This is a genomic window from Sphingomonas sp. (assembly GCF_019746015.1).
Taxonomy (GTDB): Bacteria; Pseudomonadota; Alphaproteobacteria; order Sphingomonadales; family Sphingomonadaceae; genus Sphingomonas.
Map to the genome: position 1 here is coordinate 53273 of NZ_JAIESM010000069.1, position 23767 is coordinate 77039.

General features: G+C 67.3%; 25 protein-coding genes. 8 read left to right on the forward strand and 17 right to left on the reverse strand.

Features of this window, described 5'->3' with window-relative positions:
• Position 1: 1 nt before the first annotated feature.
• From K2Y03_RS10145 to K2Y03_RS10205, 13 genes are all read right to left on the reverse strand, one after another.
• Positions 2-424: a DUF6491 family protein gene (locus tag K2Y03_RS10145; RefSeq protein ID WP_294090510.1), complete on the reverse strand. Its 423-nt coding sequence runs from the start codon at positions 422-424 to the stop codon at positions 2-4.
• Positions 421-831: a hypothetical protein gene (locus K2Y03_RS10150; RefSeq protein ID WP_294090511.1), complete on the reverse strand. Its 411-nt coding sequence runs from the start codon at positions 829-831 to the stop codon at positions 421-423. The genes K2Y03_RS10145 and K2Y03_RS10150 overlap by 4 nt, the downstream gene beginning before the upstream one ends.
• A gap of 56 nt (positions 832-887) precedes the next feature.
• A complete protein-coding gene (gene gloB / locus K2Y03_RS10155) occupies positions 888-1619 on the reverse strand; it encodes a hydroxyacylglutathione hydrolase (protein WP_294090512.1) in 732 nt (243 codons plus the stop codon).
• A complete protein-coding gene (locus K2Y03_RS10160) occupies positions 1619-2035 on the reverse strand; it encodes a VOC family protein (RefSeq protein ID WP_294090513.1) in 417 nt (138 codons plus the stop codon). Before K2Y03_RS10160 ends, gloB begins: the two co-directional genes overlap by 1 nt.
• 153 nt (positions 2036-2188) lie before the next feature.
• A complete protein-coding gene (locus tag K2Y03_RS10165; protein WP_294090515.1) occupies positions 2189-2938 on the reverse strand; it encodes a hypothetical protein in 750 nt (249 codons plus the stop codon).
• A complete protein-coding gene (locus tag K2Y03_RS10170) occupies positions 2935-3633 on the reverse strand; it encodes an alpha/beta hydrolase (protein WP_294090517.1) in 699 nt (232 codons plus the stop codon). The genes K2Y03_RS10165 and K2Y03_RS10170 overlap by 4 nt, the downstream gene beginning before the upstream one ends.
• 31 nt (positions 3634-3664) lie before the next feature.
• Entirely contained in the window at positions 3665-4789 is a 1125-nt protein-coding gene (locus tag K2Y03_RS10175; RefSeq protein WP_294090518.1) for a M48 family metallopeptidase, read from the reverse strand.
• Positions 4773-5861 (reverse strand): YjgN family protein, encoded by a 1089-nt coding sequence (locus tag K2Y03_RS10180; RefSeq protein WP_294090519.1) that lies wholly within the window; start codon positions 5859-5861, stop codon positions 4773-4775. Before K2Y03_RS10180 ends, K2Y03_RS10175 begins: the two co-directional genes overlap by 17 nt.
• Positions 5862-5941: 80 nt before the next feature.
• Positions 5942-6832, reverse strand: coding sequence for an alpha/beta hydrolase (locus K2Y03_RS10185; protein ID WP_294090520.1), 891 nt, complete (start codon positions 6830-6832; stop codon positions 5942-5944).
• A 1-nt stretch (position 6833) separates the two neighbouring features.
• Positions 6834-7037 carry a helix-turn-helix transcriptional regulator gene (locus K2Y03_RS10190; protein ID WP_294090521.1) on the reverse strand — a complete coding sequence of 68 codons (204 nt, stop codon included), beginning with the start codon at positions 7035-7037 and terminating at the stop codon, positions 6834-6836.
• Complete coding sequence (locus K2Y03_RS10195) at positions 7034-7435, reverse strand: hypothetical protein (RefSeq protein ID WP_294090522.1); 402 nt, start codon at positions 7433-7435, stop codon at positions 7034-7036. Before K2Y03_RS10195 ends, K2Y03_RS10190 begins: the two co-directional genes overlap by 4 nt.
• A 90-nt stretch (positions 7436-7525) precedes the next feature.
• Complete coding sequence (locus tag K2Y03_RS10200) at positions 7526-7777, reverse strand: DUF6356 family protein (protein ID WP_294090523.1); 252 nt, start codon at positions 7775-7777, stop codon at positions 7526-7528.
• A 36-nt stretch (positions 7778-7813) separates the two neighbouring features.
• Positions 7814-9220 carry a Mur ligase family protein gene (locus K2Y03_RS10205; protein WP_294090525.1) on the reverse strand — a complete coding sequence of 469 codons (1407 nt, stop codon included), beginning with the start codon at positions 9218-9220 and terminating at the stop codon, positions 7814-7816.
• Positions 9221-9259: 39 nt separating this feature from the next.
• On the opposite strand from K2Y03_RS10205, the gene K2Y03_RS10210 reads away from it, so the two are divergent.
• From K2Y03_RS10210 to K2Y03_RS10220, 4 genes are all read left to right on the forward strand, one after another.
• A complete protein-coding gene (locus tag K2Y03_RS10210; protein WP_294090527.1) occupies positions 9260-10075 on the forward strand; it encodes an LD-carboxypeptidase in 816 nt (271 codons plus the stop codon).
• A complete protein-coding gene (locus K2Y03_RS10215) occupies positions 10038-10580 on the forward strand; it encodes an RHS repeat-associated core domain-containing protein (RefSeq protein WP_294090559.1) in 543 nt (180 codons plus the stop codon). The genes K2Y03_RS10210 and K2Y03_RS10215 overlap by 38 nt, the downstream gene beginning before the upstream one ends.
• A gap of 88 nt (positions 10581-10668) precedes the next feature.
• Complete coding sequence (locus K2Y03_RS13140) at positions 10669-10851, forward strand: hypothetical protein (RefSeq protein ID WP_367114769.1); 183 nt, start codon at positions 10669-10671, stop codon at positions 10849-10851.
• Positions 10839-11210 (forward strand): hypothetical protein, encoded by a 372-nt coding sequence (locus K2Y03_RS10220; protein ID WP_294090528.1) that lies wholly within the window; start codon positions 10839-10841, stop codon positions 11208-11210. Before K2Y03_RS13140 ends, K2Y03_RS10220 begins: the two co-directional genes overlap by 13 nt.
• Before the next feature lie 605 nt (positions 11211-11815).
• Here K2Y03_RS10220 and K2Y03_RS10225 read toward each other — a convergent pair.
• Positions 11816-12667, reverse strand: a complete 852-nt coding sequence (locus K2Y03_RS10225) for a dienelactone hydrolase family protein (RefSeq protein ID WP_294090529.1) — start codon at positions 12665-12667, stop codon at positions 11816-11818.
• Between the two features lie 178 nt (positions 12668-12845).
• On the opposite strand from K2Y03_RS10225, the gene thrS reads away from it, so the two are divergent.
• The 3 genes from thrS (at position 12846) to K2Y03_RS10240 (ending at position 15889) form a co-directional block, all read left to right on the forward strand.
• A complete protein-coding gene (thrS, locus tag K2Y03_RS10230; RefSeq protein ID WP_294090530.1) occupies positions 12846-14873 on the forward strand; it encodes a threonine--tRNA ligase in 2028 nt (675 codons plus the stop codon).
• 89 nt (positions 14874-14962) lie between these two features.
• The gene (gene infC / locus K2Y03_RS10235) at positions 14963-15481 is read left to right on the forward strand and encodes a translation initiation factor IF-3 (RefSeq protein WP_294090533.1); all 519 of its coding nucleotides are present in this window, start codon (positions 14963-14965) and stop codon (positions 15479-15481) included.
• 12 nt (positions 15482-15493) lie between these two features.
• Entirely contained in the window at positions 15494-15889 is a 396-nt protein-coding gene (locus K2Y03_RS10240; protein WP_294090534.1) for a DUF305 domain-containing protein, read from the forward strand.
• Between the two features lie 93 nt (positions 15890-15982).
• On the opposite strand, the gene K2Y03_RS10245 is transcribed toward K2Y03_RS10240, so the two are convergent.
• Together K2Y03_RS10245 and K2Y03_RS10250 are read right to left on the reverse strand one after the other, a co-directional pair.
• A complete protein-coding gene (locus tag K2Y03_RS10245) occupies positions 15983-16363 on the reverse strand; it encodes a VOC family protein (protein WP_294090535.1) in 381 nt (126 codons plus the stop codon).
• Between the two features lie 11 nt (positions 16364-16374).
• Positions 16375-19125: a [protein-PII] uridylyltransferase gene (locus K2Y03_RS10250; RefSeq protein ID WP_294090536.1), complete on the reverse strand. Its 2751-nt coding sequence runs from the start codon at positions 19123-19125 to the stop codon at positions 16375-16377.
• Positions 19126-19229: 104 nt separating this feature from the next.
• Between K2Y03_RS10250 and K2Y03_RS10255 the strand changes: the two genes are divergently transcribed.
• Positions 19230-20813 (forward strand): methyl-accepting chemotaxis protein, encoded by a 1584-nt coding sequence (locus tag K2Y03_RS10255; RefSeq protein ID WP_294090537.1) that lies wholly within the window; start codon positions 19230-19232, stop codon positions 20811-20813.
• A 253-nt stretch (positions 20814-21066) separates the two neighbouring features.
• Here the strand turns inward: K2Y03_RS10255 and mutS are convergent, their stop codons facing one another.
• A complete protein-coding gene (gene mutS, locus K2Y03_RS10260; RefSeq protein WP_294090560.1) occupies positions 21067-23646 on the reverse strand; it encodes a DNA mismatch repair protein MutS in 2580 nt (859 codons plus the stop codon).
• Between the last annotated feature and the right edge of the window lie 121 nt (positions 23647-23767).

The following is a 23767-nucleotide window of genomic DNA, read 5'->3' on the forward strand; positions in this document are numbered from 1 at the left end:
ATCAGCCCTTGGGCACCGGCACTTTGTCATAGGGCGTGAAGCTGCCTAGGAAGCAATAGGCGAACGAGACGCCGCCGTTGCGCGTGGCCACCTGGAACCGGTCGTTGCGGCACAGCTGCACGCCATATTGATTGTCGAACACCAGCAGGAAGTCGTTGACCAGCGGCGGGCAGAAGCCGCGCAGCGTATTGATCCAGACGCGCTTGCCCGACTGGCGATAGAGCAGATGCCGCTGATCGACCGGTTCGGGGCCGTTGACGCGGGTCTGTTCGATGCAGTTTTCGGGCTTGCCCGCCACGCGCCCCTCCACCGCCTTCAGCAGCGCGGGCGAGGGGGGCGGCGGATCGTCTAGCGTGACCGCCGCCGTCGCCGCGCCCGCCAGCAGAGCGGCGGCGGCGCCCAGAATCAGCCGGCGCTTCCTCATCGGTCGCGGCGGTACGGCGTGAACTGGCCGAGCGCGCAACCGCCGGTGACGAAGCGGTTATACACATCGACCGTCTGCATGATCTGGCCCGAGCACAGCTGCGACGCGACCGGGTTGACGACGATCAGCGCGTCGCCGCGTTCGGCGCGTTCGCAGCCATTGGTCTCGTTCGCGTAAATCTGGTTGCGGTTGACCCGGTACAGGATGGTTCGGCCGATCGTGGTGCTGCTGATGTCGCCGCGCAGCGTGGGAATGCAGCTTTGCGGCGGGCCGGCCTTGGTAAAGCCCTGCAGCGCGCGGGCGAGCTTTGCCTCGGTCTGCGCATCGGTGGTGTTGGGGTCATAGGCCTGCTGCGGCGCGGCGGCGCCCAATGTCAGTGGCAGGCACAGCAGTAACAGGCGTTGCATCGTCAGCGCTCTCCCAAGCTCAACGCGTTGCCCCCGCGTGGCGATAGTGCCTTAGTTCACCCGCGAAAGCCATCCTTTCCTGCGCGCAATTCGGCCAGATGCGCGGCATCACGTGCGCGCAGGAACGGGTTGGTCGCGCGTTCCAGGCCGATGCTGGTCGGCACGGTTGCCTCGCCCGCTGCACGCGCTGCCCGCACCGCCGCCATGCGCGCGCCGAGCGCGGCATTGTCCGGCTCCACGGTCAGCGCATAGCGTCCGTTCGATTCGGTATATTCGTGCGCGCAATAGACGGCCGTTTCGTCGGGCAGCGCGGCATAACGCTGCATGTTGGCGAACATCTGCGCGGCATCCCCCTCGAACAGCCGTCCACAGCCCATCGCGAACAGCGTGTCGCCGACGAACAGCAGCGCCTCGTCACCAAAGTGATAGCTGATATGCCCGGCGGTGTGGGCCGCGGTTTCCATCACCACTGCGCGGTGGGCGCCGATTGCCACCACATCACCTTCCGCCACCAGCCGGTCGGCGGTCGGGATGCGGGCCTGCTCGGCCGCCGGCGCGATGACGGTCGCGCCCCAGCTCGCCTTCAACGCCTTATTGCCGCCGGTGTGATCGGGGTGCCAATGGGTGTTCCAGATCGCCGACAGCCGCCAGCCGCGCGCGGCGAGCGCGTCGTCCACCACCTCGGCAGTGGCGGGGTCGACGACGATCGTCTCGCCCGATGCATCGTCATGCACCAGCCAGACATAATTGTCGGTCAGCGCGGGCAGCCGGACGACGTCGAGTGCCATCACCAATGCCCCGTGTTCGGCATCGACGCCCAGGGCTCGGCCGGGGGCAGCGCGGGGCCGGCCTGCAGCAGCTCGATCGAGATATTGTCGGGCGTGCGCACAAAGGCCATGCGCCCGTCGCGCGGCGGCCGGTTGATCGTCACGCCACCCGCCATCAGCCGCGCGCAGCTGTCATAGATATCGTCAACGGCATAAGCGAGATGGCCGAAATTGCGGCCCTCGCCATAATCTTCCGGGTCCCAATTGTGGGTCAGCTCGACCTGCGCGCCATGATCGCCGGGCGCCGCCATGAAGATGAGCGTGAAGCGCCCGGCTTCATTGTCATAACGGCGCACTTCTTCCAGCCCCAGCAGCCTGAAGAAGCCGACGGTCGCATCGGGATCATGAACGCGGATCATGGTGTGGAGATATTTCACGGACGGGCGCTCCTGGTTGGACGGTGGCGACGATAGGGGTGGTCGGGGCCGGGGTGCAACGGTGGCGGTGCCGGCCCACTCCCCCACCCGACCACCTATCAGGATACGCTCGTGGGTGGCCGGGTGGGGGAGTGGGCCGGTGCCGCCCAAACCTCAAGGCGGCGGCGGGTCTTCGAACTGGCGCAGCGCGGCCTCCGCGCTGTTGGCGGCGTCGCTCCCCGGCTGGCGGGCAATGGCCTCGCGCCAGGCGGCCTGCGCGCCGGTGGCATCCCCCTCGCTCGCGGCGATGTTGCCGATCTCTACCAGGACAGAGGCATCATCGGGCGCCAGCCCATGCGCCTTGATCGCGTCGGCCTTGGCCAGCGGCAGGTCGCCCATCCGTCGCGCCAGCGTTGCCGAGGCGAGCCACAGCAGCGGGTCCTTGGCGGCGGTTTCCTTGGCCTTGTCGATATCGGTGCGCGCCGCCGCCAGCTCGCCGAGCAGGACGAGCGCGCGCGCCCGGTCCAGCCGCGCCTCGCCCAGCTGCAGCGCGACCAGATTGCCCGAGGCGAGTGCCGCATCGAGCGCCGCGCGCGCCTTTGCCGCGTCACCGGTGGCGAGCCAGGCGTTGCCGGCCTGCGCCCAATAGCGCGCGGCGCGCACATCGCGGTCCACCTCCGCCTCGCGCGCGGCCTCGGTGAATTCGGTGGCGGCGGCGGTCCACCGGTTCAGATTGGCATAGGCCATGCCCAGGCACTGGCGCGCATAATGGCGCCCGCCCTTGATGCGCCAGTCGGTCGCCTCCTCGATGCCGCGCCCGGGATCGTCGGTGGCCAGATCCAGGCAGCGTTCATAGCGCTCGGCAAAGGCCTGGCGCGGCGCCACCGGCTCCACGGCCTGCGCGGCGAGCAACAGCGCGATCATCGGGCAACCTCCTCGATCGTTCGGATCAGCAGCGCGATGTCGGCCGCGCGCGACAGCCGATGGTCGCCATCCTTGATGAGCGTCAGCTGAACGTCGCCGCCGGCCAGCCGTTCCACCAGCTTCAGCGCAACCGCATAAGGCACATCGGCATCGGCCATGCCGTGGAGCAGCCGCACCGGCATGTGGAGTGCGATCGGCGCGTTGAGCAGGCGCAGCCGCGCGCCCGATTCCCACAGCGCCCGGGTATAGAGTGTGGGTTCCGGGCCATAGGGGGAGGGGCGCAGCAGCCGCCCGTCGGCCAACAGCGTGCGCTGCTCGTCCGCGCTGAACCCCCAGTCGGTGAAATCGGGTGCGGCGGCCACGCCCACCAGCGCCGCCACCCGGCCGGGCCGGGCAAGCGCGGCCGACAGCATCAGCCAGCCCCCCATGGACGAGCCGACCAGCACCACCGGCCCCGCCACCTGGTCGATCATCGCGATCACGTCGTCGCGCCAGTCTTCCAGCGTCATCGCCGCGAAATCGCCCCCGCTTTGGCCGCAGCCGCGATAATCGAAGCGGAGCGCCGCGCGGCCGCCGGCGCGCGCCCAGCCGTCAATCGCCAGCGCCTTGGTGCCGGCCATGTCGCTGGCATAGCCGGGCAGGAACAGCACCACCGGCCCGGCGCCGGGGGTATAATGATGGGCAAGCGCGCTCATGCCTGCGCGCCATAGGGCGCCGTGGCGGCGATTAGAAGATCACGTTGCCGCGTTTCACCTTCGGATCGGCCGAACAGATGGTGCGCAGCGCCTGCCACTCGACCGGGGTCAGCACCGGGGCGTACCCGCCATGGCCGCGCGCGGCGGCGGCAAAGCGTTCGGCGCGGCCGGCGCTGTTGGGGTGGGAGGAGACATAGTCGAGCATCTCGGCCGCCTTGACGACGCCGCTCTTTTCGCCCTTCGTCCCCGGTTTTTTCGCCGCGCCGCCGGACAGGCGATTGAAAAAGGCTGCGGTCGCCGCCGGGCTGATGTCGCCATGCGCCATCGCGTCGATGGCAAAGCCGTCGGCCGCGGTTTCGGCCTGGCGCGAATAGGCGCTGGACAGCACCAGATCGGTATAGCCGCGCACATTGCCTTCCAGCCCGCCGAGCAGGAAGCTCAGCCCCAGCTGGCGCACCAACGTCGCCAGCACGTCGCGGTGCGCGACATGGCCCAGCTCGTGCCCGGTCACGCCCGCCACTTCGTCCGCCGACTCCGCCTGTTTCAGAAGCCCTTCGAAAATGATCACCCGCCCGCCGGGCAGCGTGACCGCGTTCACCATCGGGATGGCGGCCACCTCGATCCGGGCCTGTGCGGGGTCGGCGCCCAGCCGGCGGGCGAGCGTGTCGAGCGCGGCCTGCCCCGCCGGCGCGGCGCACAGCCGCCCGCCGAAATCGCCAACCATCGCATCGCCCAGCTGGCGCTCCACGCTGCGCGGCACCAGCGCGACGACGACGCCGGGCACATAGCTCAAGCCCACCAGCGTGACGGCGGCAATCACCGCGAACAGCGCCGCCGCCGGCCACAGCCCCAGCCGGTCGATCACCCCGCCATAGCGCGCGGCGCCCGGCAATTGCGCGGCAAAGCCGTCGGGCAGCGGCCCCTCCAGCCCCAATTGCCAGCCGGGCCGCGCCTTCAGCCCATAGACGCGGGTGCTGCCCTGCGCCGGCTGCGCGACCAGATCGACCAGGCGATAGGCGCGAAACGCCTCACCCGCGCCCACCAGATGCAGATGGCCGCCATCGATAAAGGCGCGCACCCGGTGGCGGATGGCGGTTTCGCCATCATAGTGCCAGCCCTGCGCGGCGTCGGCCGGGTCTTCAGAAAGCGCCGACATCAAAGGCATCCAGCAGCCCCTCGCCCTGGCCGGGCTCACGGGTGGTCGACTGGGTCAGCTCGTCGACATGGACTTCGCCATAGGCTTCCATGTGCGTGATGAAGAATTTCCAGTTGCGATAGCCGAGGAAAATCGTGCCCACGCCCAGCGTGCAGACAACCAGCGCCAGATTGCCGAGCGCCAGCTTGATCCAGTCCCAGCTGCGCGCCTTGAACGCGAATTCCAGTCCCCCCAGCCGCAACCCGCCAATCGCCTCCCGGAAAAAGGCGGCGTAGTAGAAGATCGCGACAAGGCCGAGCAGGGCGATAACGGCGAAATAGGCCCCGATAACCACGAGGGCGATAGCCGCCCCCATTTCGCTAGGCGCACCCCCGGGGACGGGCATCTTCGCGCCGGAGCTGAGCGCGGCAGCGATCAAGACGATAGCGGCGAAAACCGCCGCGAACGGCACCGCATAGAATAGCAGAAAGCGCTTCATCAGCACCTCGAACCGCGCGCCGGAGACGAACTCCAGCGGGCCAAAGCTCATCTCGCGCCAGCGCATGTTCCACAGCTCGGTCATCGACCAGGGGATCAGCAGCCCCAGGCACAGCGAGCCGGCGAGCGTGCGCCACATATAGCTGAGGCCATAGCGCAGCCCCTGGCTGCTGCTGCCGCCGCGAATGCCGCGCCAGAAGGTGCGGCTGAGCCGGTATCGCAACGCCCGGAAGATCGCGACGCCGCCAAGATAGAGGATCGCAAAATAGAGCGAGACGCCGATCAGCCCGGCGACCACCACATAGCCCCGGATCGCCAGCGCCTGCAGCCCGAAATTGAGGATGCCCAGCGGCACGCCGAACAGGAAGATCGCGATCACATAGCCGATCAGCAGTTCAACCCCGGTGCCGGTCCATTGCAGCCGCTCGTCGATGAACCGCGTCTGGCCCCACAGATATTGCCGTTCGCGCGTACGTGCCCAGAAAGTATAGACACCCAGCGTGACAATACACAGCAGCAAATTGGTGAAGGCAATCGGCGCGAATTGGCGCCAGTTGCCATGAAATTCGAACGCGCTGTCGGTTTTTGCGAGCATTGGGCACCCCCAATGCTGGTGGAGCAAGTCACGCGGCCGCCGTCAAATGATTCTTGGTGGCCAATGCGCGGGCTGGCGCCCTAGCGCGCGTCGAGAAAGGCGTTCAGCGCGGCCGAAAAGCGCGCCGGCTGGTCGAGCATGATGAAATGCCAGCTGTCGGCAACCGGCACCAGCGTCGCCGGCGACCCGGCATAGCTGCTCTCCCAGATCACTTTCGCCCTCGGCCCGGCGCCGGTGGCGTAGAGCACGGTGAAGGGCCTGGCGGTCACCTTTGCCAGCTCGGGCCGCAGGTCGGTGGTCATCACTTCATACAGCGCCTGCGCGGTCACTTTCGGATCGGCCTTGGCGCCCCAGTTGGCGACCTTGATCCGCCCCTCTGGCGTGATCGACCAGATGCCGCCAGGATCGGCGGTGACGGGCGCGGCGGGGGCGGGCGCTGCGAGTGTCTGTGCGCGCGCCTGTTCGGCAAAGGCGCGCGCCTTTTCCACCGTCATGCCGGGGTCGTAGAGCAGGCTGAAAAAGGGCAGCGCATCGACCACCATCACGCGGCCGGTTGCCGCCGGATAGCGCGCGCCCATCATCATCGCCAGAAACCCGCCCATCGAATGGCCGATGATGGCGGGCTTTTGCAGCTTGTGCTTGGCGATATAGCTGTTGAGGTCGGCGGCGATGCCGTCGAGCAGCCCCGCCTTTCCATTGTCTCCCGCCGCATCGCCGCCAAAGCCGTTGACCTGCACCAGATAGACGCGGTGCGTCTTCGCCAGATCGGGCGCGACACCGTCCCACACGGCGCGGGGGCTGGCGAGGCCGGGGATCAGGATGACGGGCGTGCCGCCGGTGCCAAGCGTCGTGACCGAGATATGGGCGAGCCGCTCCTCGGCCGGCGCTGCCTGGCATGTCGCGGCGGTTGGCTGGAGCAGGGCGACCGGCGCGAGGACGGCGACGGCAAGGCGCAGCGCGAACCGGGTCATCTCATTGCTCCTTCGATGGACTGGTGAAAATCTCTTCGATGGTCAGCCCGAACAGCTCGGCAATGCGAAAGGCGAGCGGCAGCGACGGGTCGTAGCGCCCGGTCTCGATTGCGTTCACGCTCTGGCGCGACACGTCGAGCCGCTCGGCCAGGTCGCCCTGGCTCCAGCCGCGCGCGGCGCGCAGCTCGCGCAGGCTGTTCTTCATTGGGCCGCTTCCCGCTCGATCACCAGATTGACCAGGCTGCCCACGCCCAGCCCGCCGAACCAGATCACCGGGATGAAGAAGGTCGGCAGATGCGTCGCATCGGCATAGATTTCCAGAAAGCCCCAGATGCTGGCGACAGACAGCGTAACCGCGGTTGCAACCAGCGCCTTGCGGATTTCCAGCAGCCGCAGATATTCGTCGCTTAGTTCAACAATATAGCGGCCGATGCACCAGAACATGCCGATGATCGGCACCGCCGGCAGCGCCGCGATCAGCCACAGCAGCGGCCCCTGCGCCGTCCACGCCCAGATCGCATAGGGCGCGGCGAACACCAGCACCGCATAGGCAATCGTCAACGGCACGAAGCGGCTGAGATAGGTACGGGCAGCAGCGGACATGCGGGGCACGACGGGCTTCCTTTCGACTCGGTAAAGGAAGCTTTACAGTCAAGGTCGCTTGTCAGTCAAGCAAGCTTTCCATCGTGCCGGTCAGATCACATAGTCGACCGTCATCATCTGTGTCTGTGCGGCGCGGGCGGCGTTGCGCTTGCGCACCAGCGTCGCGTGCAGCTCGTTCACCGTGTCGCTGCCCGCCGTCTGCCACAGAAAGGGCAGCAGGCCGTGCACCATGCAGCGCGCGCCGCCCCACACCATCCGCGCGCCAAACCGCGTCGCCACGCCGAAATGCGCGGCATAGCTTTCGCCGACGGACGCGGGGTGATCGGTGAACAGGCGCAGCATCGGTGTCTCCAGTTGAACGGGCCAAGGGCGAAAACGCTACACCCGTTCGGCCACCCGCGCCAGCATCTGCGCGGCCAGCTCGCTCAGGCTGTCGTCGCGCGCGCCCATCACGACGATGCGGTCGCCCGGCCGGGCGGCGGCGACCAGCGCCTCGGCGGCGGCGGCGCGATCGGCAATGTGGCGGGCCGGCGCGCCGCGCGCGACCAGATCGGCCACGATGTCGGCGCTGGTCACTTCGCGGCTGACGGTGCCGCCGAAATAGGCCGGGTCGCACAGCACCAGTTGATCCTCTGCATTCAGCCGCGCCGCCAGGCTTTCCACCAGTTCGGCGCGCATCACCTTCAGCGGGCCATAGCCATGCGGCTGAAACAGCAGCAGCAGCCGGCCGGGAAAGGCGTGGAGCGTGTCGAGCGTCGCGGCAATCTTGTCGGGATTGTGCGCGAAATCGTCGATCACCCCGATGCCGCCCGCCGTGCCGACCAGGTCCATCCGGCGCTTCAGCCCCTTGAAATCCTCGATCGCCGCCATCGCCCCGGCCAGTGGCACGCCCGCCGCCTCGACCGCCGCCAGCGCGGCGAGCGCATTGGCGACATTGTGCCGCCCCGGCACGTTCAGCCGCACCCGGCCCGCCACCGCGCCGCGCACGACCAGCGTGAAGGCGGCGGCAAAGGGTTCCTCGACAATGTCGGTCGCGGCATGGGTGGCGCCGGCCGCGCCCGCGATCGAAAAGCGCGCAACCGTCGCTGGCGCATGGGCGGCGAGCAGCGCGGCCGCCTCGGCATCGTCGGCGTTCACCACCGCGGCCTTCGCCCGGCCGATAAAGCCGCCGAACAGCGCGCGCAGTTCATCCAGCGACTTGTGGTCGAGGCTGACATTGTTCAGCACCGCGACCACAGGGTTGTAGAGCGCGATCGAGCCATCGCTTTCGTCCACCTCGCTGACGAACGGCCCGCCATCGCCCACCAGCGCGCTGGCGAACGGCGCTTCGGGCCGCGCGAAATTCTTCATCACCGCGCCGTTCATCACCGTCGGTTCGCGGTCGAGCGCGTGGAGAATCCAGCCGATCATGCCGGTGACGGTCGATTTGCCGCTGGTGCCGGCCACGCCGATGGAGGTGCCCGCGCGGTTGAACAGCGTGCTGAGCAGCTCGGCGCGGCTCAGCCGGCGCGCGCCCACCCGGTCGGCGGCGACGATGTCGGGCACGCTTGCCTCCACCGCGGCGGAGGCGACCACGATCTGGTCCGCGCGGGTAACGCCGCTGCCGTCCTGCGGGTGGAGCGTGATGCCCAGCGCCCGGAGTGCGGCGAATTTCGCCGCCACCCGCCCCTGGTCCAGCCCCCGGTCGGAACCGGCGACCTCGGCCCCCTGGCCGGCCAGGATCATGGCAAGCGGCATCATCCCCGATCCGCCGATGCCCACGAAGAAATAGTTGTTTCCAGCCATCACCGGCGGCTATCGCGGCAAAAGATCAGGAGAGCAAGGATGCGTATCGGCGTCGTCGCACCGGCCAAATCGATCGATCCGGCGCTGGCGGACAGTGCGCGCGTGCTCGCGGCCAATCGCTTTCCCGGCGTGGAGCTGGTCATCGATCCGCAATGCTATCTGTCCGACGGGCATTTTGCCGGGCCGGATGCCACGCGCGCGGATGCCTTTGTGGCGATGGCGAATGATCCCGCGATCGACGCGATCTGGTTCGCGCGGGGCGGCTATGGCTCGGGCCGCATCCTCGCCGCCGCGCTGCCGCGCCTCACCAAGGCGGCCGAGCGCAAGACGTACATGGGCTATTCCGACATGGGCTTCCTGCTGGGCGCGCTTTATGCCCGGCGGCTGGGGCGGGTGGCGCATGGGCCGATGCTGGGCGATCTGGCGCGCGAGGGCGGCGGGGCGGCGGCTGCACGCGCGCTCGCCTGGCTGGCCCGGGGGGACCGGTCGAGCCTGGAAGGGGGGCTGGGCACGCGGCCGGCGGCGGCCTTCAACCTGGCGATCCTGGCCGCGCTTTGCGGCACGCCCTGGCTGCCCGATCTGGCGGACCATGTGCTGCTGGTGGAGGATGTGTCAGAGCCGCTCTACCGCGTCGACCGGCTGCTGTTCCAGCTGGCCCACGCCACCCAGCTGAAGGGCGTGGCCGGCGTGCGGCTGGGCCGGGTGAGCGACATCCAGCCCAACGACCCGCCCTGGCGCGAGCCGCTCGACATGATGATCCGGCGCTGGTGCGCGGAAATGGGCGTGCCCTATCTGGGGCCGGCCGATATCGGCCATGATGTCGATAACAAGGTGGTGCCGTTCGGGCTGGCGTGACGGGGGCGAGGGGGGCCGGTTCCAGTATACCGGCCAGAAATGGATCGCGGAGCTGGGCCTCTATGATTATAAAGCCCGCATGTACTCGCCCACGCTCGGCCGGTTCCTGCAGACCGACCCCATCGGCTATGGCGATGGGATGAACTGGTACAATTATGTCGGCAGCGATCCGGTCAATAAGATCGATCCGAGCGGGATGAAGGAATGTCCGGCGGGAACGGTCTATGTGCCGCACAATGGCGGATGGACAACCAACAATGGCGAAATCGTCGTAACTGGAATTCCGGGTACTTGCGAGGCCCTCAACACAAGTTCTGGCCCCACCCCCGGACCTGTGGACGGTGGCAACGCTGCACCGCCGCTGGAGCCAGAGGTGGTGGTTACTGCGCCTCGCTGTCCCCCGGTTCCCAGCCCGGGTTATGGGCCTGATGAGCTGAATAGACGTGTGAACAGTAGCGCATTGAGGGCGTCATTTCGAAATAAGTACCTTTTTGGGCATAGGTAATCGAGAAGAATTGTTTGCTAAAAGTGCTCCATATTCTTTTAATGATTCAAAATCTTATGTAAGACGCTCTGAAAAATAAGGCAATTTTTTGTTTGGAGCAGAAGCAGCTGCTGCCGGCTTGAGCTTGAAAGAGGCATTGGAATGGGGCAAAAATGCACAAATTATACAAGATTTGATCAAGTTAAAATTTCCTAAGGGGCGCGATAGCCCAGGCGATGCCGCATTGATAACTCTCGGATACAAGTATTATTCAAGAGGATGCTCGAAGTGAAATATGTTCCATTCACACTAATTGCGCTGATGGCCAGCTGTAATTATAATGAAGAATATGATAGCTCATTCAATTACGATCCTGAAATTAAAATTGTAACTACCATAACAAATTCGGGTGGCGCACTGGGCGAAGAAACTTATAATGTGTATTATATATACAATAATAAGAAAAATAAGTTCTTTGAAGGTAGCAACCCAAATTATTTCAAGATAGCCAAAATAAAACAAACAATCTATATAAAATTTTGTGATGGATCAGTTAGCTTGATTGAGCCAATTTTCTTAGAGTATCCAAAAAATAAATTGATTCATGTCGGCCTAGATTTGGATTGCATCCAGCATAAAGATCGACATTAAAGAAGATAATAGAGGGCCTGTAAGCTAGGCCTTATATATTCTTATATGCGTTGTAAAACCACGTGGCCGTTTTGTCATGCCCTTTAAAGCGCGGCAATGGGACGGTGACGGATTACAGCTATACGTCGCTATCGCAGTTGCAGGCGCTCTCGCACGATGTGGCGGGCACGGTGCGCGATGTTGGGGTGACGTTCAGTTACACTGCGGGTGGCCAGCTGGCGAGCCGGGTGATGTCGAACGATGCCTATGCCTGGTCTGGCCTGTACACTGTGGACCGTGCCTATGCGGTGAACGGCCGCAACCAGCTTACCCAATCGGGCAGCGTGGCGCTGGGCTATGATGCGCGGGGCAATTTGTCGAGCTCGCAGGACAACCAGTATTTCTGCACGGCGGAGAACCGGCTGGCGCTGGGCTATGCGGGTGCAGGCGCGCATTATCTGGCCTATGATCCGCTGGGCCGGCTGTTGCAGATCTACAGCTATGGCGCGAACGGCGCGGTGCAGGCGATGCGGTTCGACCATATGGGCGACCGGCTGATCACGGAGGTTGATGCCCATGGCACGCGCGCGGCGCTATGCCTGGGGCCTGAGCTTATGCCCCCCCGCTCAAATCACCCCGTTCGCCTTGAAATGCGCGAGCAGCCGTGCCCAGCCGTCGGTGGCGGCTGCCTCGGTGTAGCTGGGGCGGTAATCGGCGTGGAAGCCGTGGGGTGCGTCCGCATAGAGCTGGATCGACGAGCCGGTCTTGCCCGCGGCTTTCAGCGCGGCCTGCATCGCCTCCACATCGGCCACCGGAATCCCCTGGTCCTTGCCGCCATAGAGCCCCAGCACCGGCGCCTTCAGCTCGGCGGCGCGCGCGATCAGCGGCTTGAGCTGGCCATACCAGGCAACGCCTGCCCTGATGTCCGGGTCCACCATCGCCGCGCGCCACACCACCGCGCCGCCCCAGCAGAAGCCGGTAATGCCGATCCGGTCGCCGCGCGCGAATTTCTGCGCCTTCATCCAGGCGGAGGTGGCGCGCACATCGCCATCGACTTGATCGATGGAGGCCTGGCCGACCACTTTCCTGATCTCGGCAAAATCGGTGAGTGCGGGCAGGTTGACGCCCGAGCGGTAGAAGAATTCGGGCGCCACCGCGACATAGCCCAGCCTCGCCAGCCGGCGGCACACATCCTTGATATAGTCATGCACGCCGAAAATCTCGTTGACCACGATCACGCATGCGTGGCGCCCCTTGCCCGCCGGCCGCGCGACATAGGCGGGCAGCGGCGTGGCCGCGCCATTGGGGATGAGCGCCTCCTCGATCACCAGGCCATCGGCGGCGGTGGTGATGGGTGCGGCCTCTGCCGAGAGCGCGGCAAGCGCATAGCCCGAAAAGAACAGCGAGCCGATCACCCCGCGCCGCGACAGGTGCAGGTCTTCGGCTTCGGTGCCATCGGGGCGGGTGAGGATGGGCATCGGCTGGCTCCGCTTGCTGGGGTGGGCGATGCGGCGCAGCCTAGGCGAGCCCGCCGGTCGCCGCAATTGCCGCCAATGCCCGCGCCGCCAATGGTTATGCCGCCAATGCTTGCCTAGCCACGCCCTCCCGGCGTAAGCGCCGCTTTCAGAGTTTTGTCCGCAGCCAAGAAAGCCCGCAATGTCCGCCCTTGTCCGCATCACCCTTCCCGATGGCTCGGTTCGAGAAGTGGCGGCGGGCACCACCCCGGCCGAGATCGCCGCCGCGATCGGCCCGGGCCTGGCCAAGGCGGCGCTTGCTGCCCGCGTCGATGGCGAGCTGCGCGATCTGGGCCGGCCGCTGGAGGGGGATGCCGCGCTCGCGCTGGTCACCGCGCGTGACGAGGCCGACGCGCTGGAACTGGTCCGCCACGATTATGCGCATGTGCTGGCGGAAGCCGTGCAGGCGCTGTTCCCGGGCACGCAGATCACATTCGGCCCGTCGACCGACGATGGCTTTTACTATGACTTCGCGCCGAAGGACCGACCCTTCACCGAGGACGACCTGCCCGCGATCGAGGACGCGATGCGCGCGATCATCCGCGCCGACAAGCCGCTGCGCCGGGAAGTGTGGGACCGCGACACGCTGATCAGCCGCTGGCGCCAGCAGGGCGAAAGCTTCAAGGCCGAATGGGCCGCCGAACTGCCCGAGGGCGAGCCGCTGACGGTCTATTGGTCGGGCGAGGACTGGCTGGACATGTGCCGGGGGCCGCATCTGCCCTCCACCGGCAAGCTCGCGCCCGATGCGTTCAAGCTGACGCGCGTCTCGGGCGCCTATTGGCGCGGTGATCAGAACAACCCGCAATTGAGCCGCATCTATGGCACCGGCTGGCTGAACAAGAAGCAGCTCGACGCGCATCTGACCCGGCTGGAAGAAGCCGCCAAGCGCGACCACCGCAAGCTGGGGCAGGAAATGGACCTGTTCCACCTGCAGCAGGAGGCGCACGGGTCGGTATTCTGGCACCCGCACGGCTTCACCATCTGGCGCGCGCTGGAGGCCTATATGCGCCGCGCGATCGACGGCGCGGGTTACCGCGAGATCAAGACGCCGCAATTGATGGACGTGGCGCAGTGGGAGCAGTCCGGCCACTGGGGCAAATATGCCGAGAACATGTTCGCGGTGCCCGACATCGTGCCCGATGGGGAGGGCGGCGCACCCAAGGTTGCCGCCGATGCCGACTGGATGGCGATGAAGCCGATGAACTGCCCGGCGCATGTGCTGGTGTTCCGCCAGGGCATCAAAAGCTATCGCGACCTGCCGCTGCGTTTCTTCGAGCATGGCTGCTGCCACCGCAACGAAGCGCATGGCGCGCTGCACGGTCTGATGCGGGTGCGGCAATTCACCCAGGACGACGCGCATATCTTCTGCCGAGAGGACCAGATCGTCGACGAGGCACGCGCCTTTTGCGCGCTGGCCGACCGCATCTACAAGGATTTCGGCTTCACCTATGCGGTCAAGCTCGCGCTGCGCCCCGAAAAGCGCTTCGGGTCGGAGGCGGACTGGGACAAGGCCGAGCAGGAACTGCGCGAGGCGGTCGAGCGCGCCGGCATGGCGAACGCCGATTATGGCTGGGAAGAACTGCCGGGCGAGGGCGCCTTCTACGCGCCCAAGCTCGAATGGCATCTGACCGACGCCATCGGCCGCACCTGGCAGGTCGGCACGCTGCAATCCGACCGGGTGCTGCCCGAACGGCTCGACGCAAGCTATGTCGGCGAGGATGGCGCGAAGCACCGCCCGGTGATGCTCCACCGCGCGATCTTCGGCAGCTATGAACGCTTCATCGGCATATTGATCGAACATTATGCCGGCCGCTTCCCGCTATGGCTGGCGCCGGTGCAGGCGGTGGTCGCCACCATCGTGTCCGACGCGGATGATTATGCCCGCCACGTCGCCGCGCGGCTCGCCGCCGCCGGCATCCGCGTCGAAACCGACACGCGCAACGAGAAGATCAACTACAAGGTGCGCGAGCACAGCCTGGCCAAGGTGCCCAGGCTGATCGTGGTCGGCAAGCGCGAGGCGGAAGAAGGCACCGTCGCCCTGCGCGAACTGGGCAGCGAGCGGCAGCAGGTGATCGCGCTCGACACGCTGGTCGAGCAGCTGGTGGCGGAAGCACTGGCGCCCGATCTGCGCCGGAACGAGGCCGCCGCCGCCGCCGCCATGGCTGATTAACTTTGCCAAGCTAGACGCCAACCATTATATTGGCAGATCATGCAATCACAGGAGCTTTCCCTATCCGTCCTCCCCTGACCCGGCGCCCGATGGCCGCACCGCCGATGACCGGCCCGCGCTTTAACGAATGGATCCAGTCGCCCAAGGTGCGGGTGATTGACGAAAATGGCGAAAATCTGGGCGTGATGTACACGCGCGAGGCGATTGCCCAGGCGGCCGAAGTGGGCCTTGATCTGGTCGAAGTGTCGCCCAATGCGGACCCGCCGGTCGCCAAATTCCTCGACGTCGGCAAGTACAAGTACGAAGCGCAGAAAAAGGCCAACGCCGCGCGCAAGTCTCAAAAGACGCAGGAAATCAAGGAAATCAAGGTCCGTCCCAATATCGACGACCATGATTACGACACCAAGATGAAGAAGATCATCGAATTCATCGGTGAAGGCGACAAGGTGAAGGTGACGTTGCGCTTTCGTGGCCGCGAAATGTCGCACGGCCAGCTCGGCATGGCGCTGCTCCAGCGCGTGCAGGCCGACACCGCCGAAGTCGCCAAGGTGGAGGCTTACCCCCGGATGGAGGGCAAGCAGATGCTGATGGTGCTGGCCCCCAAATAAGGAAAAACCTTTATGCTGCGTTCATCCCTCGCGCTCGCCGCGCTGGCTCTGCTTGCCGCCTGCAACCAGGGGCCATCCGCCCCGCCCGCGCCCAAGCCGCCGGAAGATCATGCCGCGATGGGGCATGGCGCCCCGGCCAATGGCTCAGCGGCCGGCCCGGCGGCGGCCGAATTCGACGCGGCGATGGCGGCGATGCACAAGGATATGGGGCAGGCCTCGGCCGATGCCGATGAAAGCTTCATGCGGCTGATGATCCCGCACCATCAGGGCGCGGTGGAGATGGCCAAGACCGCGCTCAAATATGGCAAGGACCCGGAGGTGCGCAAACTCGCCACCGACGTGATCGCCGCGCAGGAACGCGAAATCGCGCAGATGAAAGCCTGGCTGGCACGGCACAAGGCGCCCTGAATCGCGCGCCGCCCGCGCGGCGTCAGTTCAGCAGCGCCCCCCGATCAGGCAGAGCATCACCCCGGGCCTGACCGGGGGCTACCACCCAAGCGCTCACACCGGCGGTTCCCACAATTCGATGGCGTTGCCTTCGGGATCATGGATGCGGGCGAAGCGGCCGGTTTCGGGCGAATCCCATTCGTCGCGGGTTTCGATGGCGATGCCGGCGGCGTTCAGCTGTTCGAGCAGCGAATCGAGGTCGCGCACGCGGAAGTTGAGCATGAACGCCTTGTCGGGCGCGAAATAGTCACTGTCGGCCTTGAACGGGGCGAACACCAGCGGTCCCGCTTCGACCTGCCACGACCAGTCATCGACCGGGCCGGTCGCGTCGGCATTGCAGCCGGCGCCGACGTTCAGATGTTCCCGGTACCAGCTGTTCAGCCCGTCCGGATCGGCGGCCCGAAAGAAAAAGCCGCCCAAGCCCACCACGCCCATGTCCGCCTCCCTTAAGCAGCCCGTGCCCAGTCTCCGTCATTCGCTGCCGCGCCCAGCAGCCGGCGCTCCAGCGCGCGCAGCCGCTGCGTGGCGGTGATCTTCTCGCCCAGCAGATCGGTGATGTAGAAGGTATCGACCGCGCGCTCGCCATAGGTGGCGACATGCGCCGAATGGATCGTGACCTTTGACTGGAACAGCGCCTGCGCCAGCCGGTTGAGCAGCGCCGGGCCGTCGCGCGCATTCACCTCCACCACGGTGAAGCGGTTGGAGGCGTTGTTGTCGATCAGCACATTGGGGGCGATCTCGAACGCCTCCGCCCGGGTGCGGGGCAGGGGGCGCGCGTGCAGCCGCTCGGACAGGCGCACCCGGTTGGCCAGCGCATCGTCGATCGTCTTTTTCAGCCGCGCCAGCTGTTCGGGCCGGTCGAACGGGCGGCCGAACGGGTCCTGCACCAGGAAATTGTCCAGCGCCATGCCGTCGCGCGTGGTGTGGATGCGCGCGTCGATGATGTTGCCGCCGGCCAGATGGATGGCGCCCGCCGCGCGATAGAACAGCCCGGGATGATCGGCCGCATAGAGCGTGACGAGCGTCGCGCCGCGCTCGGCATAGACGCGCGCGTCGATCGCCAGCTCGGCATCGCCGGCGTCCGCGATCAGCCGGGCATTGCCGGCCAGCACATCGTCGGGCTCGGCCACCCAATAGGCATCGGGCAGCCGCGCGACGAGGGCGGCAAAGCGGGGCGCCTCCCACCCCAGCGTCGCGGCGAGCGCGGCCTGTTTTGCGGCGATCCGCTCGGCCCGCCCTTTCTGCTTGTGGCCCAGCCGCAGCAATTCCTCGGCCAGCTCGAACAGCTCGCCCAGCAGCTGGCGCTTCCAGCTGTTCCACACCCCCGGTCCCACCGCGCGGATATCGACCACGGTGAGTGCGAGCAGCAGGCGCAGCCGCTCCGGGCTTTGCACTGCAGCGGCAAAGTCGAGGATGGTCTTGTAGTCGGACAGGTCGCGCTTGAAGGCGGTGGCCGACATCAGCAGATGCCAGCGCACCAGCCAGGCGACGGTTTCGGTTTCGGCCGCGCTCATCCCCAGCCGGGGGCACAGCTTCATCGCTACTTCCGCGCCCAGCACCGAATGGTCGCCGCCGCGCCCCTTGGCAATGTCGTGCAGCAGCACCGAGACATAGAGCGCGCGACGCGAGACGATCTGCTTCAGCACCTTGCTGACCACCGGATGATCGGCCTTCAACTCGCCGCGCTCGATGCGGGCGAGCAGGCCGATCGCGCGGATCGAATGCTCATCGACCGTATAGTGATGGTACATGTCGAACTGCATCTTGGCGACGACGCGGCCGAAATCGGGAATGAAGCGGCCGAACACGCCGGCCTCGTTCATCCAGCGCAGCACCGTCTCCGGGTCGCGCGGCGAGGTGAGTACGTCGAGGAACAGTGCGTTGGCGCGCGGATCGTCGCGCACGTCATCGGCAAGCTTGGCGTCTCGCGCGGCGGCGCGCATTGCCTGGGGGTGGATTTCAAGCGCCTGCTTGTCGGCCAGTGCGAAGATCTCGACCAGCCGCACCGGATCGCGCTGGAAAAAGTCATCTGCCGGCAGCGCCAGCCGCCCGCGATCGAGCACGAAGCCGTTCAGCCGGCGCGGCCGGCGCAGCATCATCGGAAAGCCGAAGCGCCGCCCGCGCGCGGCAATCGCGTCGTCCAGATGCGCCAGGAACACGCCGGTCAGGTCGCCCACCGTCTTTGCCTGCAGGAAGTAGAAGCGCATGAAACGTTCGGTGCGCGAGGCGCCGGCGCGGTCGGCAAAGCGCATCCGCTCGGCGATTTCGCGCTGCACGTCGAAGGTCAGCCGGTCCTCGGCACGGCCGGTGATGATGTGCAGGTGACATCGCACCGCCCACAGGAAGTTCTCCGCCCGGTGGAACTGGCGATATTCGGCCGGCGTCAGCAGCCCGGCCTCGACCAGCCCGGCGACGCTCGACACATGGTAGAAATATTTGCCGATCCAGAACAAGGTGTGCAGGTCGCGCAGGCCGCCCTTGCCCTCTTTCACATTGGGTTCAACGACATAGCGGCTGTCGCCCATGCGGTGGTGGCGCTCGTTGCGCTCGGCGAGCTTGTCGGTCAGGAAGGGGCGGGCGGTGCCCTGCTGCACCTCTGCGTTGAAGCGGCGATGCGCCTCGTCATAGAGCGCCATGTCGCCCCATACATAGCGCCCTTCGAGGAGGGCGGTGCGGATGGTGATGTCGGCGCGCGCCTGGCGCACCATCTCGTCCAGTCCGCGCGCGCTGTGGCCCAGTTTCAGCCCCAGATCCCACAGCGCATAGAGCATCGACTCGATCACCTGTTCGGACCAGGCGGTCTGTTTCCAGGGCGTCAGGAAGGCGATGTCGACGTCCGAATGCGGCGCCATCTCGCCCCGGCCATAGCCGCCGACCGCCATCAGGACGAGCCGCTCGGCCGCGGTCGGGCTGGCCAGCGGGTGCAGCCGCTGCGTGGTGAAATCATAGAGCAGGCGCAGGATCTGGTCGGTCAGGAAGGCCTGCGCGGCGGCCGCCTCCAGCCCGCGTGAGGGGTGCTCGGCCAGCCGCCGGGCAATCTCCACCCGGCCCGCCACCAGCGCGCGCTTCAGAATGGCGGTCGCGCCCCGGCGCAGCGCGGTCGTGTCCGCCCCGTCGAGCGCGGCCAGTTCCTCGGCCAGCGCCCGCCGGTCGATGATCTGGCGGCGCTGGCGGACGGCTTCGAAACGGTTGCTCATGGCCCGCCGAGCATAGCCGGGCGCGCCGCCGCCGTCATCCGCGCAATCATGGTTGGGACATTGTTAACCAAAGCCCTGATAGACCGCCAAAAATGCGAGGGGACATGTTCGACAAGTGGCAGAAACGGCTGTCTTCCGTCGTTGCGGCGGCGGAGGATCGCGTCGGCATCGACGCCGCCAGCCGCGCCGATCGGGTCGCCGAAACGATGAACATCGCCAGCAAGATGGCGTGGCTGAACCTGTGCACCGCGTTTGGGCTGGGCGGCTGCTATGCCTTCAAACTGATGAGCCTGGCGCCATTGCTGGCTGCGCTGCCGCAGGTTGCGGTGTGCGCGGCGGTGCTGTTCCCCTATTATCGCCGGCACATGACGGCGGATGATCGTGTGGCTGCGCTCTATGGCTATGCCCTGTTCTCCGGCATTGCCTGGTATCTTCATCTGGATGTTCTCAACCAGAGTGCCGTCATCGAGGATCGCATTGGTATTGCCTGCGTGTCGGTCGCGGCAATCGCGCTGGGCGGCGCGAATTTCGCGCTGCTTCCGCTGGCCGGGCTGGTGTTCTTGGGCATCGTAGCGGCATGGCTCGGCGGTAGCCTGATCCCCATGCTGAGTGTGCCCTGGATCTATGAAATGGGTCTGGTGTTGTTCATCGCCGCGCTGACCGTCATCGGGCTCAACAACACCCGCATGTTTGCGGACCGGATGCGTGCCAGTGCCGAGCTGATCGCATCGGAACGACGCCGCGCCGAAGATGCCGCCCGTGCTGCCACCGAGCAGCAGGCTATGGAGCGCGCCCATCTGGAACGCCAGGCGCGCGAACAGGCGGCCGCCGCGCAGCAGCATCGCGCGGCGATGGACGCGCATGCCGGCCGCTATGAATCATCGGTCGTCGCGGTGATCGAGGCGCTGGGCCAGGCGGCCAAGGCGCTCGGCGTGTCGACCAACCGGCTGATCCGGGTGGGCGATGTCAGCAGCGAACATGTCGGCGCGGTGCGCGCGCGGGCCGAAGCCGCCGGTGCCTCGATGGCAGCGGTCCAGTCGGCGGCGGCGCGGCTGCGCGAGTCGATCGATGCGATTCGCGCCGAGGTGGAAGGCCAGGTCAGCGCAACGGCCACCGCTGAAAGCACGGCGCATCAGGCGCGGTTGCGCGCCGAGACGCTGGCCGAGAGCAGCCGCACCGTGCGCGGCATCACTGCCGAGATCGAGCGGATCGCGGCGCGCACCAACACGCTGGCGCTGAACGCGCTGATCGAGGCGGCGCATTCGGGCGAGGCGGGGCGCGGCTTTGCCGTGGTGGCCGGCGAGGTGAAGGCCCTCGCCGCGCAGACTCGTGCAGCGGCCGCCGCGATCGGCCGCCATATTGCCGAAATGGACGCCGGCGCCGATGGCGTTTTGCAATCGGTGGAAGCGATGACTGGCGATTTCGGCCGCATCGCCGGCAGCGCCAGCGACATTGCCCGCGCCATCGCCGCCCAGGCCGAGGCGACCGACGGCATCTTCGCCAGCGTCGCCAGCGCCACGGGCGGCGCGCAGACGGTGCAGTCCGATCTGATCGCGCTCACCAAGGAAGCCGGCATCGCGATATCGCTCGCCAAATCGATCGCCGAGGTCGCGCAAGGCGTGACCAGCCAGTCGCGCGCGCTGGACGCCGCCAGCACTGGCTTTGTGGAACAGTTGCGCCAGGGCTGAAGCCCTGATCGACGGCATCCCTTAGCCCCTCCCGCCTGCGGGAGGGGAGATTGGAGCTTGCGGCCGCGCCCCTCGACTTTGCTCGGGGCGAACGGGTTGGGGCACGGTCCCCTCCTCCCCTTCAGGGGAGGAGGTCGGGAGGAGGGGCGTCTATCATAGAGCGCGGCGCTTCTTTGGAGACGCCCCACCCCAACCCCTCCCCTGAAGGGGAGGGGCTTTATCTCAGGCGCCCCTCAACCGGGTCAGGCGCCTCTCAGCCCGCCTCCCCCGCCAGCCCTTTCAGCGCATAGAGCGTGTCGAGCGCGGCGCGCGGCGTGAGCGCGTCGAGGTCGAGCGCGGCGAGCGCGTCGCGGAGCGCATCGCGCGCGGGCTCGGCCGGGGCGGCGGTGGCGAACAGCGGCAGATCGTCCAGCCCCGCCGCCAGTCCGCCGGTCTTGGCGCGGCCCGCCTCCAGCCGGGCGAGCACGGCCTTGGCGCGGGCAAGCGTCGCCGGCGGCAGGCCGGCCAGCCGGGCGACGGCAATGCCATAGCTGCGGTCGGCCGGCCCCGGCGCCACTTCGTGCAGCAGCACCAGATCGCCCTTCCACTCGCGCGCGCGGACATGGTGGAGCGCCAGCGCCTCGCACCGTTCCGCCAGCCGGGTCAGCTCATGATAATGGGTGGCGAACAGGCAGCGGCAGCCGATATCGTCATGGATCGCCTCCACCACTGCCCAGGCAATCGCCAGCCCGTCATAGGTGCTGGTGCCGCGCCCCACCTCGTCCAGAATGACGAAGCTCGCCGGTGTCGCCTGCGCCAGAATCGCCGCCGTTTCGACCATTTCGACCATGAAGGTGGATCGGCCGCGCGCCAGATTGTCGGCGGCGCCCACCCGGCTGAACAGCCGGTCGACCAGCCCCAGCCGCGCCGACTCCGCCGGCACGAAACTGCCCGCCTGCGCCAGCACCGCGATCAGCGCGTTCTGGCGCAGAAAGGTGGATTTGCCGCCCATGTTCGGCCCGGTCACCAGCCATAGCCGGGCGCCGGTGCCCAGCGCGCAGTCATTGGCGACGAAGCGGTCGCCCGCCCGGGCAAGGGCCGCTTCCACCACCGGGTGGCGGCCGCCCGTTACCTCGAACACCGGGGTGTCGGCCAGGCGGGGCCGGGTCCAGCCGCCCTCGGCCGCGCGTTCGGCCAGCCCGGCCGCCACATCCAGCCGGGCAAGCGCGTCCGCCGTCGCGGCAATCGCTGCGCGCCGGTCCAGCGCGAGCGCGGTCAGCTCCTCCAGATGCGCGGCTTCGGCGGCGAGCGCATGGGCGCCGGCCTGCGTCACTTTCAGCGCCGCCTCGTGCAGGTCGGGCGCGTTGAAGCGCACCGCGCCCGCCATGGTCTGGCGGTGGGTGAAGCCGCTGCCCTCGCGCATCAGCGTGTCGCCGTGGCGCGCCGGCACCTCAACATGATAGCCGAGCACGGCGTTGTGGCGGATTTTCAGCGCCGATATGCCGGTTTCGGCGCGGTAGCGTGCCTCCAGCGCGGCAATCGCCCGCCGCCCGCCCGCACCCGCCGCGCGCAGATCGTCCAGCGCGGGGTCATAGCCTTCGGCGATATAGCCGCCCTGGCCGGCATCGACCGGCGGGGCGGGCACTAGGGCGCGGGAAAGCGTGTCGATCAGCGCGCCATGCCCCTGCAGCGCGGGGACAAGGCGGGCGAGCAGCGCCGGCGCCGGGGCGATCCGGGCCAGCCGCTCGGCCAGCGCCCAGGCCGCGCCCAGGCCGTCGCGCAGCTGGCCCAGATCGCGCGGGGTGCCGCGCCCCGCCACCAGCCGCCCCAGCGCGCGGCCGATGTCCGGCGCCTGGCGCAGCGTGTCGCGCAAGGCCGCGCGCCCGCCGGCATCATCGGCAAACAGCTGCAACAGGTCGAGCCGCTCGCCGATGGCGCCGGCGTCCATCAGCGGGGCGGCAAGATCCGCCGCCAGCAGCCGCGCACCCGCCCCCGTCACGCAGCGGTCGACCGCGTCGAGCAGGCTGCCCCTGCGCCCGCCGCCCTGCGCCTGGGTCAGCTCCAGGCTGTCGCGCGTCGCCGCGTCGATCGCCATGGTGTCTTCGCTGCGATGGATTTGCGGGCGTTCGAGCGGGTTGCGACCGCTTTTTCCGGTGTAAACGAGATAGTCCACCAAAGCGCCCGCGGCCGACAGCGCCGCCCGGCTGAAATCGCCAAACGCCTCCAGCGTGGCGACCGCGAACAGGCTCTTCAGCCGCGCCTCGCCGCCGGCGCTGTCAAACGCCGCACGCGGGCGCAGTGTCGTGGCATGGTGTGCGAACGGCCCGTCTTCGGCGGCCAGCGTCTCGGCCGGGTTGAGGCGGGCAAGCTCGGCAGCCAGCGCTGCCTCGGTCGTCTCGATGATCTCGAACCGGCCGGTGGAGATATCGGCCGCCGCCACCGCCACGCCGCCCGCCGCCGCGCCGATGGCACAGCACCAGTTGCTGCTGCGCGCGTCGAGCAGGGCTTCCTCGGTCAGCGTGCCGGCGGTCACCACCCGCACGATGGCGCGGTCGACCAGCGCCTTTGATCCGCGCGCGCGGCGGGCGGCCTCGGGGCTTTCGGTCTGCTCGGCAATGGCGACGCGGTGCCCGGCCTTGATCAGCCGCGCCAGATAGCCTTCGGCCGCATGCACCGGCACCCCGCACATCGGCACCGGCGCGCCCAGATGCTCGCCGCGCGCGGTGAGCGCGATGTCGAGACAGGCACTTGCCGCCTTCGCATCGTCAAAGAACAGCTCGAAGAAATCGCCCATGCGATAGAAGAGCAGGCAATCGCCCGCTTCCGCTTTCAGCGCCAGATATTGCGCCATCATCGGCGTGGGAGCGGCGGTCATCCGACAGCGGTTAGCACGGATTGGCCGGGGTGGTTCAACCCCTTGCGCAACCGATGGCGCGCGATGTTGCCCCGGCCGGCACCGCGCGATAGCCTGCGCC